Genomic DNA, 19,160 nt, shown 5'->3' with positions numbered 1-19,160 from the left:
GAATTTATTTTCAGAATAATCAGTAAATTTATTTTAAAAATCTAGAATTAGCAAAGTATCATATTTTTAAACAGGCAGAAGTTTATGTTCTTGGCAATGTTTAATAACCATGAATTATAACTCCGAACAACAGATGATAACTGATATGTGCTCTATGGAGGCTTTTATATTGTGTACATGGAGCTGCCGATTAAAAATATTGGGAATATATCAGAAGTCATATTTGATTTCATTAATTTATCGAAAGCGCTTTAACGTAAAATTCAAGAAGAAAGGGTGCTCCATATGAACAAAAGGAAGAATCGTAGATTACAAAAACCAATAAAGGTGCTTGCAACATCCGCTATTTTGGCAACTACGTTATTTACACCTATTATGACAAATAATTTAAGTGTACACGCTGAAACAGTTGCCGCACAAACTGTAAATCAATATGAACAGAGAGAGTTTGATCTTCCAGCTACAGGGAGTTATTGGGATGAAGCGAAAAGAGAGCGAAGAAGTCAACAAAAAAATTATATGCCAACAGGAATTTATATAAAACCGAATGAAGAGGTTACAATTGAAGTATCGGGAACGAAAAATATTAGAGCGATTATTGGGACACATGGCTATGATAAAGAATGGGGAAAAGAAATCGAACTTTCTCCTGGTACGAATAAGATATCTTCTCCAAACGGTGGGTTATTAGGGCTTGATAATCATCAAAACACAGGAACAGTTAAGGTCAAAATTACACAAGGTGGAAGCCCTGTTCCATTCTTTGAATTAGGGAAGCATACGAAAGAAGACTGGATTGCAATGATGAAAAAATATCCAGATGCTCATGCTGTACAACTAAAATCAAAGAAAGCAGTACTTACAGTTACACAAGATAGTGCTAATAAGTATATAGTGAATCAAGATCCAGTTCCATTATTGGAAGCATACGACAAACTGATTGGAGCACAAGATAAAATATCAGGGTTATCTGAAACAGATCCTAATCCGTTACATCGGCCAACACAACGTATGTGGGCTGCTTTTGAGAATCCTAGAGAATCTTGGGGCTTATATGCAACTTTTGATGGAGCAGCATTCGTTGGTGCAACAATTAAAGAAACTTTAGATGTAAATAAGATTGGACCAGGGCAGATGCATGAATATGGACACGCGAGGCAACAACAACCATGGACATGGTGGGAAGAGGAGACAGGCGGATGCGGAATGGGTGAAGTTACTGTTAACCTGTATACTGCGGCCGCATATAAAGAAATATACCCTAATCAACCATCACTTTTAGAAGGTAGTAATCGTTACGATCAAGCCTTTCAATATTTAAAACAAACAGATAAAGATTATACAAAACTTAGAGATGCGGATATAAAAATAGTTATGCTTTGGCAACTTTATTTAGCATATGGTGAAGAATTCTATGCAAATCTTCACAAACTATATCGAGAGTTACCAGAGGATCAACTTCCAAAAACAGATGCAGATAAAATACAAGCCTTTATTTACAATACATCCAAAGTAGCGAAACAAAATGTACTTCCATTCTTTGATCAGTGGGGACTGAAAGCAACGCAAGAAACAAGACAAAAAATCGAAGCTTTGAATAACCCGACATTAATTGCCCCTATCTGGGAAGCAACTGACTCTAAACCTGTAAAACCACTAGCTACATTGTCGAAAAATATAATGAAAGCAAGTGCAAATAGTGAGGAATCAACTGGTTCAGCGAGTAAAGCAATTGATGGAAAAACAGATACAATGTGGCATAGCAGTTGGACAGCAAATCAATATCCATATAATTTGACGTTAGATCTTGGTGAAACGAAAACTATTACACAAGTAGCATATCTGCCAAGACAAGATAGTTCGGAAAATGGCCGTATTTTAAATTACAATATTTATACGAGTGTAGATGGCGTTAAGTATGACAAAGTATCCTCGGGAACATGGGAAAATAATAGTGATAAGAAAACGGCAACATTTAATCCTGTTACTGCGAAATATGTGAAAGTAGAAGTAACGAATGGACAGAATGGGTTGGCTTCTGCAGCTGAAGTAGATATTTTGACTGATGTTACATCTGTTAAACCATATTTATTGCCTAAAAACACCATGAAAGCAAGTGCAAATAGTGAAGAATCAACCGGTTCAGCGAGTAAGGCGATTGATGGAAAAACAGATACAATGTGGCATAGCGGTTGGACAGCAAATCAATATCCATACAATTTAACATTGGAGCTTGATAAAAATCAAACGATCTCAAAAGTAGACTATCTGCCAAGACAAGATGGTTCGGAAAATGGCCGTATTTTAAACTACAATATTTATACGAGTATAGATGGCGTTAAGTATGACAAAGTATCCTCGGGAACATGGGAAAATAATAGTGATAAGAAAACGGCAACATTTAATCCTGTTACTGCGAAATACGTGAAAATAGAAGTGACAAACGGACAAAATGGATTGGCTTCTGCAGCTGAAGTAGACATTTGGGGATATTAATCATTTAGCGATATAAATGAACATGTTATCGCGGGAGAGAGCTACTTGAGAATTCCATTGTGATAACGTGTATTAGTTTCATAGTTTAAGTTATTTTTTCAGAATATTCTTTAAAATTAACAGTTAATTAAAAATGTGGAATTACATCAGAAATCATAATTCATTTCATTAATTTAGCGAAAACGCTTTAATAATACTAATTTAAGAAGAAAGGGTGCTCCATATGAACAACAGGAAGAATCGAAGATTACAAAAACCAATAAAAGTGCTTGCAACATCCGCTATTTTGGCAACTACGTTATTTACACCTATTATGACAAATAATTTAAGTGTACACGCTGATACTACTGCAACACAACAAGTTAATTTATCATCTCCAACTTTTGACGTTTCTAGTTTAAAAACGATGTCGGCTAGTGATATTATCGCAATGACAAGTGATGCCACCAATTTGTCAAAAATACTGCAAGCACAATTTATAACACAAAGTGGTGGAACAGAAAAACTGCAAGCATTCGCAAATAGGGGGCCAGCATATGCACAGGGCCTAAACTGGCTGATGTCAAACAATGATGTGCTTAACACATATTTGCAAGGTGGCGTTCCTAGTGGTGATCCGATGAAATCACTTGAGATTTTAGTAAAGTTATGGGTTGCGGATAAAGACATTGCCAATCAAACAAGCAATGGTGTTTATCTAAGAATGGCTATGGCAGTGGCATTAGACTTTTCAAAGCCAATTACTACTTGGGAAGCAACTAGTGTAGCGGCCGATGGCAGTGGGGTTCATTCAGAAATCGATCCTGTTTCTAGATATCTAAAATTCAAAAAGATGCAACAGAACGGTAAGTTGTTTACTAGTTTCAATGGGTATGACGTAGTGCATATGCGTATGGTAGTGGACACTAGTTTGACAGATGCTGATATTGATTATATTCAGGACTACGTTCGTTCAAGAATAGGAACTGAAAAGTTCAATTCTGCTGGTATTCAATTAGATCAAAGTCATATTTCAAATGTTCTATGGTTGTTGCCTTATCAAGATAAAAACCCTAACAATAACAATGCCAGCGTTCATGAGGGATCCGACAAATTCTTTGGGGTTCCTTGGAATTTATCAAATGTATTAAGAGACGGTGGTGTTTGTGGTACCATTTCAATGTTTGGTAGTCAAGTTGCAAAGGCTTTTGGGGTTCCAGCAAGCGTGTACGGACAACCTGGCCATGCAGCTATGTCTTATATGGGAGTTCAAGACGATGGAAAATTCTACTGGCAACTCAATAATGATATTACTGGTTGGGGACAGTCAGTAAGTACATGGTATCAGCCTTGGGGAACTGATTTTCTAATTTCAGGTGGACCGAACTTTTCCCCTTCTTACATTAATACGTATGAAAATGCAACCAATCATACAGGTGCAATGACACCTACTGTAACTACTCAAGAACAGTTACGTTTCTTAGCTAATTATCTTATAAGTCAAGATGCTAATGCGGCTAATAATATTCGTTCTGCTGCGTTGACCTTGGACCAAGCTGGACAGCCAAACTTTCCGCTTTGGGCTGATTATATTAGAGGTCTTGTCAAGCAAGGGAATACAACATCAGCACAATGGTTCACTATCAATGATCAAGTCATGAAACAATTTGCAAATGATCCTCGAGCACTTTATGACCTTGTACGTCTATATAAGGATCAATTAATTAATAATAATGATACAAATAAGCAAAATTTAATGACTCAATTAAATAATACACTTGCTAACGTTAAAAGCACTCCTAATAATGCGGAACGACAAATGTTAACAACTGTACGTTCAGAAATTGAAAAAGACGGTCTTGCTTTGCTTTCAATATACGCGGTATCTAGTAAAGAAAATGATAGTAGTCAAGCTGCAATAAATGCAATTGATGGGGATCCATCAACATTCTGGCATAACAAATGGGATCAAAGTGATAAAAATCCTTACATCACTTTAAAACTCAATAGATCTCAAACCATTTCTAGTTTGACATATTTACCAAGACAAGATAATGGTAGTAATGGTAATATAACTTCGTATAATATTTATACTAGCCTTGACGGTACAAATTTCACAAAAGTTGCAAGTGGAAATTGGGCAGATGATTCTACTAAAAAGACTGCTACATTTGCAAATACTAATGCACAGTATGTAAAATTGGAAGTAGTGGCAGGTCACAGTGGTTATGCATCTGCAGCAGAAATAGCAGTCACTTCAGCTCAACCATATGTATTACCTAAAAACACGATGACAGCAAGTGCAAGTAGCGTGGCATCACAAGATTCAGCTAGTAAGGCGATTGATGGAAAATCAGATACGTTTTGGCATAGCAGTTGGGTAGCAAATCAATATCCATACAATTTAACATTGCAACTTGATAACAACAAAACGATTTCACAAGTAGACTATCTACCAAGGCAAGATGGATCTGAGAATGGACGCATTTTAAACTACAATATTTACACGAGTGTGGATGGCACTAAGTATGACAAGGTAACTTCTGGGACGTGGGAAAATAATGCAGATAAAAAATCTGTAAAATTCAACCCGGTTACTGCAAAATATGTAAAAGTAGAAGTAACAAACGGACAAAATGGATTCGCTTCTGCAGCTGAAGTAGACATTTGGGGGTATTAATCCTTTAACAATATAAATGAACACGTTATAGCAGAGAGAGCTATTTCGGAATCCCTTTTAATATGTATGAGTTTCGTAGACAAGTTTAAACAAAGAAAAAGCAATGAATTCACTAGCAAGGGTGATATCTTTAAAGAAATAGGTTTTTAACGGAATCATATTTTATACTATAAATCCAAACATTTGGTAAATGAACTCTTTTTGATTTTGGACAGACTGATTTTCTAAATCAATCTGTCCTTTTTTATCCTATGCACGGATTCCACACCACTCAATATAAAGATTCCTGTTTTAAATAACTTGAATCAAAACTACAACTATACAACTAAGACAAACACCTTATAATAATCACTGTTTTCATTAACTATTATGTATTTATTACACATTAATTATCCTTATAGTAATTTAACAGAAGTTTTACTTCCTCATAGGATAACTCATCCTTTGCTTTATATTGTTTATTCACTGTCTCATAATGACGAAAGGGAAGTGAATGATGCATTTTTAAAGAGGCAAAAACAAACACTTCAAACTTCGCACGAAATACCGTTTTTACGAATAATTATAAGCTTATATAAAAATCTAATACACTATTTAGGGCTTTTGTGCCTAATTACATTAATCTTAGTGTATTGATATGTACCTATATAATTCACATTTTATATAGAAATTATTAAATACTGAGTTACTCGTCAATAATGTTTATAGTAAATTACATTTTAATTTATAAAATCTTTTCTTATGTTGATCCAATTAACTCCTCATAATCATGATTAAAATAATCAATTCATATTTGATAACGACTTTTAAACAGTTTCCACATATTGATTTTTGTATGAAGAATCCTTTATTTTATCTACATTCACATGTAATTTTTATTTATCAATTGGTTATCTATAATTTTCAATAGAATAATTACACTATCCTTATTCAATTTCGGGTATATTCAAGTAACTATAATTTAATTATGTAAATAAGTCTGTGTAAAAATTGAATTTAATGCGAACTTGTGTTCGTGTACATTTTCTGTTATAGTGTATATGAGGTGATTTTTATGGAATACAGCAAGCAACGTCAAAAATCCGTACATCGTAAGAAATTATACGAGAATTTAAATGAAATGCCCTTTTACATAGAAGAATTTGTGGAGTACAAAGAATTGCATGATGCCTCTCCCTCCACCCTACTGAATTATGTATATGATTTTAGAGTCTTCTTTAATTGGCTATTATCTGAACAAATTATTGAATTTAAGCCGATTAAAGACATATCCTTCTCTGATTTGGAAAATTTAAAGAAAAAAGATGTTGAGAACTTTATGAGGTTTCTAAAACTACAACAAAACATGCAGAATTCCTCTGTTAACAGAAAAATTTCAGCCTTAAAGTCTTTATTTAAGTACCTTACCTCCCTATCAGAAAATGAAGATGGAGAATGTTATTTTTATAGAAATGTAATGGCTAAAATAGAAATACATAAAGATAAAGAAACATTAAATGCTCGTGCAAAACGTATGAGATCTAAGATATTCCATAATGATGACGATCAAGAATTTTTGAATTACTTGAAGTACGAACATGAGAAATCGTTAACAAAACATCAGTTGTTCTATTTCCTAAGAGATAAAGATCGTGATGTAGCTATCCTCTCCCTCTTTCTTGGTAGTGGTATTCGAGTAAGCGAATTAGCCGATCTTCGTATAGAAGATATAAACTTAAAAGAAAGACTAATTGATGTAATCCGAAAAGGAAACAAAGAAGATTCTGTATGGATTACCCCAATTGCATTGAATGATCTTGAAAAGTATATGGAAATCAGAGATAACAAATATGCTCCAGGAAAAGTATTAAAAAATGTGTTTTTATCAAAGTATAAACATACTGCACAGCCACTTTCCGTTAGGGCTATCCAAGATATAGTGGAAAAATATACGAAGGCCTATGGCAAAAAAATGTCTCCTCATAAATTAAGACACACACTGGCAAATAAGCTATACATGGAAGAAAAAGACTCGTTACAAGTGATGCAGCAACTTGGGCATACCAGTCAAGATACAGCTTTGTTATACACTCAACTTGGAGAAACAACTATCAAAGATAGTTTGGGGAGAATTGGAAAAAATAAAGAATAAAAGGTCAGCGACATCTAATTGCTGACCTTTTATTCTTTTCACATCATCTTTGATTTTATTATATAAAAAATACATAGTTTAAATTCTACTTTAATTAGTAGATAAAAATTCCCTTGTTAGAGAGATGAGAAAAAAAGAGAAATCTAGATTCTCATATTTGTTGTTTAAATTAAATCGCAATATAAATATATAAGAATCTAAGTAACCTTTTTAAACAACTTTGTTCACAAAAAGCAGAGGCGTTCAAAAACATTATTTTTCATTGTAGCTTCAAATGTAGGGTTGGGTAGTGATGTCCTGCATCATCTGTAAGCGAGTTACTGTGATCGAGTAATCCTCATTACAGATGGATCTTTTTATAATGAAATCTATCGCGGTGACAATTGTTCGAAACTTCACAAAAACATCACAGATGTACTATCTTCACTAGGAGGTAATTAACATGAATTTTCGTCAGCTTGTATATAATAATGTCAGAAAGAAATCTCCATCCTTATTCAAACTAAATAATTATGAAAGGTAGGATGCGGGAATGGAACAAACCCATTTCCTTTTTTTCTTACTACTACGAATTTAACATCGAACAAGTCGTACAGCAATATAATTTGACAATTCTAGATTTTTTCCAACATTTTTTTCCACCTTAAGCAAAAATATTGAAGGTACCTGAAGTTGTTACATCCCTATAAAAAACAAACAACCTTACCAACAAATACAAAGTTGTTTGTTTTTTATAGTATTCAGGTGCAATCCGGTCCTATTTGTACAATCCCTTTTATTGGCTGTCCTATATTTACACTCTCCTCCTTTTGTAAAATCTTAGCACCTTCATATAAATTATCTGCATAATTTTTAAGGTCTTTCCAATTATCCTTCGCTGTATCCAGATTTGCTGTTATGATATCTGTATCCAGATCTGCTGTTATGAGAAAAGGAAGCTGGTCTGTGCTAATATTGCCAACACTTTCAAGCAATGATTTATATTTGCCCTTGATTACATCCCACCGAGTCTTTATATTCTCAAGCAAAGTAACAGCTGTACCAACTGTTGCAGCCATATGTTCCGCTTTATTTTTGGCATCAGTCAAAATAACTACTTCTGCCTCTGCTCCAGAAATCCTGGACTTTAATTTTTCTATTTCTTGTTGTGCAGATGCGATATTCTTGTCAGCAGTGACAATCATTGGTATACCAATTGGAGGCATAAATACAGATAAAGCTATATAGCCACCACGTTTATCATAGTTTTCTTTGATTATATTATTATAATTATCGATTTGTTGTTGTAGAACTGGAATACCGGCGTTCGTACTTTCTAAAATATTCTCGAATTGATTAAAATCATCTTTGAATTCACTTGTATTTTTTGCTATTTTACCCTGAAAATTTTTAAAAATTTCTAACAATGCATCTACTTCGTGACTATTTTTCAAAATACTATGGTGCAAGTTTTCTAGTTCATCTATTAATTTCCGTTTATCTTTTTGATCTATAGCAGTTAGTAAAAGGTTATAACTTGCTTGAAACGTATCATTATAACTTACAATATTCTGATGTGTTTCCATAATACGAGGTTTTAAAATCCCTAACCAATATTCGGCATTCACTGTTGCATCCAATTGATGCTGAATCATGTTTGCTCGTAAATCACCATTGATAGAACTTATTTTACTTAAATCTGTCTGCTGTTGATTACGGATTGTTTTGGCATATGAATCCATTGTAAGGATATTTGCCCCCATTTTCTCCATTACTTCTTTAAATTCACCAGGACCAAGAGAATATTTCTTCGAACTTTCTTGCTGTTGGGGCACAGTTTGTTCTGCTGCCAAAGTATGAAGTGGAATTACATTACTCGCTGCCATTCCCGTAATGATTGTTGACAAAATAATTTTCTTATATAAATTCTTATTCATCTTTTTCACCTACTCTTTCACATGCATCATATATTTTATTAAATTCATAAGTTTCTATTCTTTACTTCAAATGAATTACGATTATTGCAAATAAAACAACATATTAAAATAGAGATTCTCGTACTTTCTTATTCTATAATCTTTATTGGGTTTCATAGCTATATAGGAAGTCTCCTGCTCAAACTTGAACAGGAGACTCACATCATATGTTATTCAAAGGGGAAACTCAGTATATTATATTTTTCATTACTTCGGCAATTTATTGAAGTAATATTATTTGTTCACGAACTTAATCTCACCATTTTGAATAGTTTCAGCATACTCTCTAATCTTCGTCCACTCCGCCTGTACTGTTTTCAGATCTGCCGGTATCTCCTCATCATCCAATTCAATGACTTCTGGGTCAACACCTGTAACCCTGTTAATGAATGTTACATATTTCGATCCCATATTCTCCCACGAAGTCTTTATAGTTTCAAGAGAATCAATAGCTTTATCAATTGTTGCTGTTAAATTTTTAATATCACTTTCCACTATCGTTAACCTACCTACCTGTAGTTTCGCCATTGAAACATTTTGTGTTAGCGTTATAATTTGTTCTTGTGCCTTGATTATCTGCTGCTGCGATGAAACTACTCCGTATATCCCAGCTCCTAATACAGGTGCACCAATGGGCGCTAAAGGTGAAAGAACCATAAATGCACCAGCAGCAGTTGCAACCGACGATGCAATATAAATTTTGTTATTTTCATCAATTAATATTTTATTTGCTTCGATTTGTTTCTGGTACAGTGGAATTCCAGCTTCTTCACCAGTTAAAAGATTTACGATTTTGTCAGCATTCCCTTTTAAGTTCGTTGTATCTTTTCCTAATTTGACGCGGAATTTTGTCATATCATCCACTAATGTGGCTACTTGATCTTTATACGCTGAAATGTCCCTATTCAAATTTGTAAGCACCGTTTTTAGTTTGGTTGGATCATTTCTATATTTTAATAAAAGTTTATGATAATTTTGGTATTTTGTATCATAACTGATAATATTTTGATTCGTCTGAATCAATCCTGGTTTCAAATTTTTCAACCAGTATTCTGCATTCTCTCTAGTAAGTTGTTGGTTGGCTTTAATTTCTGTTTTTAACGTATCATTAACTGCAGGTATACCATCCATATTAATATTTGATTGTTTAAGAATAGTTAAAGCATACAGGTCCATTATCAACATATTGGATTTAGTATCCCGCAACGCATTCTCAAGCCCTGCTGGTCCAAGATAATAACTAGGGTAATTAGGGTTTTGGTTTTGGTTTTGATTTTCATAAATAGGTGCCGGTTCCTTTGCCGAGGCATATGATGGCATAATGCCACTCCCTACGATTGATGCTATTAATGTAGATAAGGCCATTACTTTATAAGGTTTTTTCATCACATTTTTCTCTCCTTACATTATATTATTGAGAATTGTTGTTCTTTATTCTACAAATTTCATCCTGTTACTTTTATTTTTGTAACACTCTCTTGATATTCCGTTGTTTGTTTTTTCAATTCATCCGTAAACTGTTTAAGCTCATTTAATCGTGCTTGTAATGAATTAGAATTTATTTTCTCATCATAATTAAGACTTTTCACCGTTTTCATTATGTTATTAAAGGTGTCCCAACTACTTACTAGATTGTCAAAACTCTGAGTTTGTTTTGTAACTGTTTTTGTAAAGTTATTTAATTGCTGCTCAATAAGTGTCATTCGAGTTGCTTGCACTTCAATATTCGATAAATTTTGTACCAATTGAATTAGTTTCTGTTGCTTCTGAGCAATAGCTTTATTCAGTTCTGTTACTTTATCATTTTTGAGTTGTCCATATTGGTTATAAATCGCTTCCAAATTAGACACGTCTACAGTTTTATCCTTAACTCCGTCTGTCAAAATAGTAATAATCGACTTTGTAATATTTAAAGAACCGTCTAGATTTTCTTTTGGTAGAGCTAGAAGTTTTTCCAAATCTCCTTGAATGCCTCCATTAAGTTCTCCCATTTCTTTTCTTAATTTTTCAATGTCTCCATTTGAACTCTTATAAGATTCAAACGCTCTGGTAACTTTATTAGAAAATTTATTACTATCGTCATTCAATTCGTTTTTAAAATCATTTAAGTCTTTTGAATTTATTTCCATATTATACTGGATTTTTTGCACGTCACCTTGAAGTGAATTAAAAATACGTACAAATAATGCTTTTGCTTGCGGATCTTCATTCATTTTTCCAGCTAGTTCAACCAATTTATTATAATAATTTGTAAATCTTATTCCGAAACTCTGTATGTCTTGATTTACTTGGATTAATTTGGGGTTATATACATCCAGCCAGTTTTCAACATGGTTTCTTGCAGCACCTTGATCAGTTGTTATTCCATATATAGTACTTACATCAAGGTCTGGTTGCTTTAATATGATTAGCCCATATCCTTTAATTAATGGTGTCTGTGATCCTAATTTCGTAATCGAATTTGATAACCTCTTCATAGCGGGTTCAAGTTCACTACTTGGTTGTAAATAAGTTGTATTACTGTCTGCAAAAGTATTTATGGGTGCGACGTAACTTGTAGATACTACTGTAGCTAATAACCCTACGACTAACGCTTTTTTCATGGTGATCCCTCCCATTTATTGGTGTCTTTTGATAAAATAGTTGGACTAAATTTTAATTAATTTGAAATCCAACACTACAACTAATAATCTATATAGATTATTTTATAGATGAATTTTAAGGAATATAAATATAGATTGTAAACATTTGTACATAATGCCCTACTATAAACTTATTCCCTAAGTCATTACATAAAAAGCATATACGAAGATGATCTTGATTTTATATGGCTTAAAATGTAACTAACATCTTATGCCCCTATTAAAACATCAAATTTTCAGTGCGTATATAGTAAAATTTTGTCGGTTTTTGTATAATTTTGTCCTTTTTGTTTTTTTATCTTAATTATTTAATATGTGTACACATTAAAATACTATACTTCTAAAATTGCTATGGAACTTCACTTCTGCAATTAAAATAATTATAATTTAATAACACTGATAAAAAGATACCTATTTTAATTTAACCAGGTGAATTTTCATTTCCTAAAAATTATTTTAGTATAATTTTTAAGTACTCTTCAATTATTTCTTCCTCTATATGGATATGTAAAATTGCATATCTATATAGGGGAATGTTAACTATTATATATACATAGTCATAAGTGGTAATTTTGCAAATAACTATTATGTACTACCGCTACATCAATATTAAGTTTCCATAACTTGTTAAAAACGTTAGAGTAACGGAACTTATCCATTACTTCTATAACAATTATGCGTTGGATTCATCAGTCTTGGACAAAAGAATCCGACATGATCTAAAACAACTAAATGCCCCCCTATAGAGTCAATGAAACATATATGGGGTACCACATTGCTAAGACCATTTTCAAATCGATCCCCATTTTTAACAAGGTTAAGAAAGTTTCAATGGTCTTAAAGAATCTAACGAGACCATTTTTTCTGAACTAACCGGTATATATACAAATTCATTTGAAAGAAATTATGAAACAATTACAACCTGGTCAAGTGTATGAATTACATGATGTATATATGGGGAGTAAAGACAAACTGCCTAATCGCATTGTGGTTTATAGATGTACCGAGGAGCAAAAACAGAAACGCCTACGTGATCAAGCTATTCGCGAAAAGAAAAAAGGAATTACATATACAGAGCGTACAAAACTTTTACAAGGCATTACGATATATATGACAAACAATCCCACGGAATGGGTACCAAAAGAGAAAATCTATGTTCTATATCCACTACGTTGGAAAATTGAACTGCTATTTAAAATATGGAAATCTTGGTTTCAAATTCATCGTTGTAAATCTATTAAACAAGAATGATTAGAATGTCACCTTTATGGGCAACTCATTAGTATTCTATTATGTTCTTCTACTATATTTAAAATGCGATGTACATAATTAAGAATTATTTTTTACTTTTTACCAAGCATTACACAAAAACACCCAAGAATCACCAAAGGTTCTCCTTCGTCTATTCAACCTCTTACAGCACAACGGACGAAAATCTCATCGATATGAGAAAAAGACAGTCTTTGATATTTGGGGTGTTATATATGAGTATACTACTTCTACTCATCAGGTAGCATAGTAAAAAAATTGAAGCCCATCAGAGTTTATTTGATATGCCAACTTTTATAAAATTCATAAAAGATAATAAAAAACTATATGGAAAGAACGCATTTTGCATAAAAATATACCTTAAGTTGATGGATGTGTGATGCTACCCCATCGCCATCAACCTAAGAAAAATAAATACCCCAGAACGAGAAAATTGGCATCTCCAGGTGAAAATGATGGAGAAAAGAGGATTATCTGTTGCTCATACAACGATTATGAGCTGGGTTCATTCATTTGTTAGACAAAGTATGGTAACATCTTAAATCAACAAATAACTCATGGAAAGCCGATAAAACCTATATTAAAGTAAAAGGACAATGGATGTATTTATATCGTGCCATCGATTCAGAAGGAAACACGATTGATTTGTAGCTCTTGAAAAAAGTTTGATTAAATTAACTTAATACATCCTGATAAAACAACAAATAGAAAAATCGTGTTTTGAAAAAAGATTAATCAAAACACGATTTTTCTATATTCAATTGAGTCATCCTTTTATAAAAAAATATGGTCTCAATCTTTTAATTCGATTAATTCTTTTTTCACTGTAACTCTCGTTACTTTAACAGCATATTTAAGTAATCATTTTCCATCCTACTAAATAGTTTACGGGCTTGTTCCATAAACCTATTTATAAAAATTCGCATCTTTGTTATTGACGGAAAATTCAAATTCATTATATAATTTTTGGTATTACCAATATACTTAACATGTATTACCATAAAAATAAAGGGGAAGATGGCTTGAAAGAAAAGGAAAGCACCTCAGATAAAATTGAGAATGAATTAATTAGATCCATATTGGGTGGTGTTTATTCTGTAGGAAGTACTTTACCACCGGAAAGAGAGCTTGCGAAAGAATTTGGTGTTGGTCGCCCAACTATTCGTGAGGCGCTTCAACGTTTAGGAAGGAGTGGATGGATAACAGGGAGAAAAGGAATGCCATCGATTATTAATGATTATTGGAGCAATGGTAATCTAACGACACTTATTAATATTGTTGAGAATCATCATACCATTACAGATGAATTTATTATGTATTTATTAGAATTTAGAAGTTCGTTGACTCCGACTTATATTCGTAATGCTGTTACGTTTAATCAACCTAAAGTGGTTGCTCTCCTGGCTAATCTTGAGCAACTTGAAGATAGTGCAGAAAGCTATGCAGCATTTGATTGGTATTTGCAAAAAAGGTGTGCTGGGCTTGCTGCCAATCCGATCTTTCTACTCATTTTAAATAGCTTTGATTCCATTTATGTAGATATGGCAAAAAGGTATTTTTCTGTAAAAGATCATCGTGAGTTATCCTTCAACTATTATCACGATTTATTAAAAGCTGCATTAAAGGGAGATGCGATTGAAGCAGAAAGATTGTGTAAGACAACTTTGGAAAAAAGCTTGGCTCTTTGGAAAGATAGAAAAAAATAAAGAAAGCTGGAGGCGTGATAAATGAAACTAAAATATTTTAAAGAATATTTTTCCTATCCTGATATTTTGATTATGAGCTGTCTTTTCCTCACTAGCTTTGGATTTATGATTTTACATTTAACCTCTATCGAAATTTGGGGTGCTTTTATTTTAGGAATGATTATGTATTCCTTAGCTGAGTACGCTACTCACAGGTTTATTTTTCATCTAAAGCCACCAAAGAATGCATTTTTATTAAAAATGCTTAAGCGCCTACATTATGACCATCATACAAATCCGAATGAATTACATTTATTATTTTTACCCTTATGGTATAGTGGGCCAAACATTGCAATTTCAGGAGCCATTTTTTATTTTCTTTCATCCAGCTTTGTCATGACAAACGCATTTATTGCAGGTATTATGCTCTTTTTATTATTTTATGAGTGGAAGCATTATATCGCGCATCGCCCCCTTCAACCAATATCACCATGGGGGCGTTGGATGAAAAAAGTTCATTTATGGCATCACTTCAAAAATGAAAATTACTGGTATGGTGTTACAAATCCAGCCTATGATTTTCTCATGGGAACCTTTAAAGACCAAAAAGATGTTGTCCAAAGTAAAACTGCTAAAAATCTAGAAAAACGTGGTGACCAGAAAATAGAATTATAAAAAATAATTCATTGTCATCATCCCAGAAATGTCGAAAGAATTTTGCAGCTTCGACATTTCCCAGGGAGTGACAGGTATTTTTCCTATTAAATAGTACGTTAAGAAACTTTTCACATATTAACGTAAAGGATTTATTTAGCAGTTATTTAATGTCGAATTTATCAGAATTTTGTATTTTTTTGTTGTTTTATCTTGTTATTGATGTTAAACTTATACTTACAAAGAAAGAGATTGAATAGGAAACTTTGCTTTATAAATTTTCTGATTTTTCAGTCTTTTAATATTTTACTCCACTCCGTTAGATTGGCATGTTTATGTATTCCTTCCCTACTCTTTCTTTGTTGTACCCTTCATAAGAAAACAATTTGTTCCTATCCAAGTTGTTTTCTTTTTTTATTAATATTCATTTCCCTTTTCCAAATAACAAGTCTAATCACCACATAATTCATAGAATTTCCTTTCTATTTTTCAATATATTTACTAAGGGGGAATATGGCATGCTTTTTACAGGATTCATCATTAATCTATCTATTTTTGCATTCTTAGTTAGTACATCTATTTTTATTCAAGTATTTATAAGTAAAGTAGAATCTAAATCATTTCGTTTATTTTGTGGCATTTACGCAGGTATCATAGCTGCCATTTTAATGATTTTTAATTTTAAGCACATGGGATTGTTTTACGACCTGCGAGTCGTTCCACTAATTATTTCGTTTATTTATTTTGGTCGTACAGCTGGCTGGATTACATTAATGTTTATTGTATTTATGCGTATTTTCTACCTTGGTGGTGATTGGGGACCAGCTTTAATAGCAACTTTAGGAATAGCTATTATATATACTATATTCAAAACATATCTCAAAAATATCCATCCTTTTAAAAGCGTTTTTCTTTATCTAGCTGCTTATCTAGTTATAATTCATGTTGTATTTGGATTCTTTTTTCCTTCTATACCACTTATACTTCTTAACATCCAAGGTACATTTTTTATATCATGCGGACTCTTAATTGGGATTTTTCTTATGGAGTCGTATCAAAAGTTATATGTTTTAACACAAAATTTAGCCAAAGCGAATGAAACATTACTAGAATCAAAACGAGAATTAAAGGATACCGTACACCAATTGCAAGGAGGTATTTTTAAATTTAAAAAAGTAGGAGGGGATTTTGTCCATACTCTATGTGATGGACAATTATTTTATCAATACGGGTTTCACTCTCAGCAAGTTGTAGGTAAATGTTTATCTAATATAGATGCTTCAATTATTCCATTTCATTTAATTCCTCGACTATTAAAATATTATCAACAGGCATGGGATGGTGAAGAAGTAACTTTTGAACTACCATGGCCAAATGATGAGACTACGATACTTCTCTCTCTTAGACCTGTTAAAAGAGGGGGAAAAGTGGTTGAGGTAGTTGGTTCTACTGTTGATATAACGAAAAGAATACATGCGGAAAATGAACTGAAGGTTACAAAAGAGCGACTAGAGTCATTTATTAATCATAATGTGGATGCTATCACTATATTTGATTTAGATGGACATTTGTTACAAGCAAATAAATCTTATGAGAGAATATTTGGTTGGTCAGAAAAAGAATCTGTAGGAAAAAAATTACCTTGCGTACCTGAATTTTTAATAGATCAAACTTTAGAATATATAGACCACATTAAAAATACCAATATGAATGACCCAATTCTTACCCGTTTTGAAACTGTTAGACAAAGAAAAGATAAAACTCTAATTGATGTAAGCCTGACAATTTCCCCTATTTTAGATTTTAGAGGTAATGTAATTGCTTTATCAGGAATTTGTAGAGACATTTCTGAAAGGAAACAAGCAGAAAGAAAACTGCATCAATTACACCAGCAATTAAGTGACAGTGAAATGAAATACCGTGCACTCATCGAACAAGCAACTGATGCAGTATATGTAGTGGAATTGAATGATAATGAATTACCAACTCGCTTTATCGAAGTAAATCCTGTTGCGTGTAAAAGATTTGGATATAGTAGAGAAGAACTTCTTTCGATGCAATTCCCTAGTAACGTTCCACCAGATTCTTCCATGGTCCAAAGAATCATAGAAAAAATTAGAGAAGGGCAAACATCTTTTACATTACAAGATGAATTTGTTTTTCCTGGAGGAAAGAACCTAACAATTGAATTTTCTGTTCGTGTGTTTAACTTGAATGGCAAAAAAGTTTTCTTAAGCATCTCTCGAGACATCACTGAACGGCTAAAAACAGAGGAATTATTACGAAAATCGGAGAAACTTGCTGTAGTAGGTCAATTATCCACTGCAATTGCTCATGAAATTAAAAATCCTTTAACAGCAATGAAAGGATTTATACAGTTATTAAATTCAATGGGAAATAAGGATACTAAGTATTACATAGATATAGTGTTATCAGAGATTGAACGTATAGATAGTATTACTAATGAATTTATGACATTAGCAAAACCTGAGGCATTAGAAATTAAAACTAATGACCTGAATGTATTAATGAAGCAAGTTGTAATGTTACTTGAACCTCAAGCGACAATGAATTGCATACAAATTAAAACTCAGTTTACATCTGATACTTCATTTATACTTTGTGAATGTAATCAATTAAAGCAAGCTTTTATAAATATCTTAAAAAATGCAATTGAGGCAACTTCAATGGGAGGGGAAATATTGATTCAAATCGAATATGCACCTGATCAAAATCAAGTAAACATTCGATTTACTGATTATGGGTGTGGAATTGAACAGGAACGTATACCTTACCTAGGAGAACCATTCTATAGTCTCAAAGAAAATGGTATCGGTTTAGGATTAATGATCTGTTATAAAATTATTGAGAAGCACCAAGGAAAGATACTTATTGAAAGTGAAATAGATAAAGGAACAACAGTTAATATAAGCCTTCCTATATCTACTCTCAACGAATATAACAGGCATAACATTTTTTAAACAATTACATTATTTTGCTCCTTTAGACATAGCTATCTAAAGGGGCATTTTTCATGGTAAAAAGCAACAAAATAGCGTATATTGAGCTATTAACCATACAAAATCCTTGTAAACTGTTTGAAATGGAGGACTTCCTTCGAATGAAGAAAAGGTTATATTGTGACCTGTTATGTGGAATTTTCTCTGACTACTATTTATGGGTAATCCTTCTATTGAGACTCCCACGACTGAAGTTGGAAGCCTTAATGTCGATTTGAAATAAAACCCAAGAATTTGAAATCAAAAAGGCCGTAAAGCGTTTTAAAAGCGCTCTACAGCCTTTTTGATTTTGTATTCTACCTAGATTCATTTCTCCTATTATTTCTACTAAGTCAATTACTATTAAGATAATACCTAGTTAATAATAGTTTCTCTTTGAAGTCACTTAGCTTAGATATACATAATATCTAGAAATTAGTTGATAGCTTCAATATATCCAAGTTTGATAAGTTATTTGTACCAGAACTAGTCTTTCTATCTCTTACGTTGACGAACAAATACGAATCCACCTAAAGCCAATAACAACATTCCAGCAATATATGAAATCATATCCATTGATGTTCCACCTGTTTTAGGAAGCCATACTGATGTCTTAGAATTTTCTTGAGTAGGTGGATTTTTTGAATCTGTACTTGGATCTTTTGGATCT

The 19,160-nt window shown here is 32.6% G+C and carries 10 protein-coding genes and 3 pseudogenes; 8 read left to right on the top strand and 5 right to left on the bottom strand.

The genetic code is table 11. The features are described 5' to 3' along the window. Positions 1-285 precede the first annotated feature (285 nt). Positions 286-2,496: a discoidin domain-containing protein gene (locus tag DN390_RS13050; protein ID WP_147807488.1), complete on the top strand. Its 2,211-nt coding sequence runs from the start codon at positions 286-288 to the stop codon at positions 2,494-2,496. A gap of 223 nt (positions 2,497-2,719) precedes the next feature. Next, on the top strand, positions 2,720-5,155 hold the full coding sequence (locus DN390_RS13045) for a discoidin domain-containing protein (RefSeq protein ID WP_147807487.1): 2,436 nt from the start codon (positions 2,720-2,722) through the stop codon (positions 5,153-5,155). A 162-nt stretch (positions 5,156-5,317) separates the two neighbouring features. Here DN390_RS13045 and DN390_RS13040 read toward each other — a convergent pair. Next, a pseudogene (locus DN390_RS13040) lies at positions 5,318-5,460 on the bottom strand (IS6 family transposase); the annotation flags it as partial. A gap of 749 nt (positions 5,461-6,209) precedes the next feature. Between DN390_RS13040 and xerS the strand changes: the two are divergent. After that, positions 6,210-7,286 (top strand): tyrosine recombinase XerS, encoded by a 1,077-nt coding sequence (gene xerS, locus DN390_RS13035; RefSeq protein WP_147807486.1) that lies wholly within the window; start codon positions 6,210-6,212, stop codon positions 7,284-7,286. Between the two features lie 740 nt (positions 7,287-8,026). Here the strand turns inward: xerS and nheC are convergent. From nheC to nheA, 3 genes are all read right to left on the bottom strand, one after another. Further along, positions 8,027-9,202, bottom strand: coding sequence for a non-hemolytic enterotoxin subunit C (gene nheC / locus DN390_RS13025; RefSeq protein WP_147807485.1), 1,176 nt, complete (start codon positions 9,200-9,202; stop codon positions 8,027-8,029). A gap of 273 nt (positions 9,203-9,475) precedes the next feature. Further along, positions 9,476-10,627 carry a ClyA family alpha-helical pore-forming toxin gene (locus tag DN390_RS13020; RefSeq protein ID WP_147807526.1) on the bottom strand — a complete coding sequence of 384 codons (1,152 nt, stop codon included), beginning with the start codon at positions 10,625-10,627 and terminating at the stop codon, positions 9,476-9,478. 59 nt (positions 10,628-10,686) lie between these two features. Beyond that, on the bottom strand, positions 10,687-11,844 hold the full coding sequence (nheA, locus tag DN390_RS13015) for a non-hemolytic enterotoxin subunit A (RefSeq protein ID WP_147807484.1): 1,158 nt from the start codon (positions 11,842-11,844) through the stop codon (positions 10,687-10,689). Between the two features lie 912 nt (positions 11,845-12,756). Between nheA and DN390_RS13010 the strand changes: the two are divergent. The 5 genes and pseudogenes from DN390_RS13010 to DN390_RS12990 all read left to right on the top strand — a co-directional run. Next, positions 12,757-13,402: pseudogene (locus DN390_RS13010) on the top strand (transposase); the annotation flags it as partial. A 196-nt stretch (positions 13,403-13,598) separates the two neighbouring features. Then, positions 13,599-13,797 (top strand): annotated as a pseudogene (locus tag DN390_RS13005) (DDE-type integrase/transposase/recombinase); the annotation flags it as partial. Positions 13,798-14,174: 377 nt separating this feature from the next. Next, on the top strand, positions 14,175-14,858 hold the full coding sequence (locus tag DN390_RS13000) for a GntR family transcriptional regulator (RefSeq protein WP_147807483.1): 684 nt from the start codon (positions 14,175-14,177) through the stop codon (positions 14,856-14,858). Positions 14,859-14,879: 21 nt separating this feature from the next. Continuing rightward, entirely contained in the window at positions 14,880-15,512 is a 633-nt protein-coding gene (locus tag DN390_RS12995) for a sterol desaturase family protein (protein WP_147807482.1), read from the top strand. Between the two features lie 497 nt (positions 15,513-16,009). Further along, positions 16,010-18,472 (top strand): PAS domain S-box protein, encoded by a 2,463-nt coding sequence (locus DN390_RS12990; protein ID WP_147807481.1) that lies wholly within the window; start codon positions 16,010-16,012, stop codon positions 18,470-18,472. A 513-nt stretch (positions 18,473-18,985) separates the two neighbouring features. On the opposite strand, the gene DN390_RS12985 is transcribed toward DN390_RS12990, so the two are convergent. After that, a partial coding sequence (locus DN390_RS12985; RefSeq protein WP_147807480.1) for an LPXTG cell wall anchor domain-containing protein occupies positions 18,986-19,160 on the bottom strand: 175 nt, incomplete at its 5' end.

It is taken from the genome of Bacillus sp. SH7-1 (assembly GCF_008042405.1).
Lineage (GTDB): Bacteria > Bacillota > Bacilli > Bacillales > Bacillaceae_G > Bacillus_A > Bacillus_A thuringiensis_N.
Note: the sequence above shows the minus strand (reverse complement) of the source record. Positions and strands in the feature narration are given on the sequence as shown.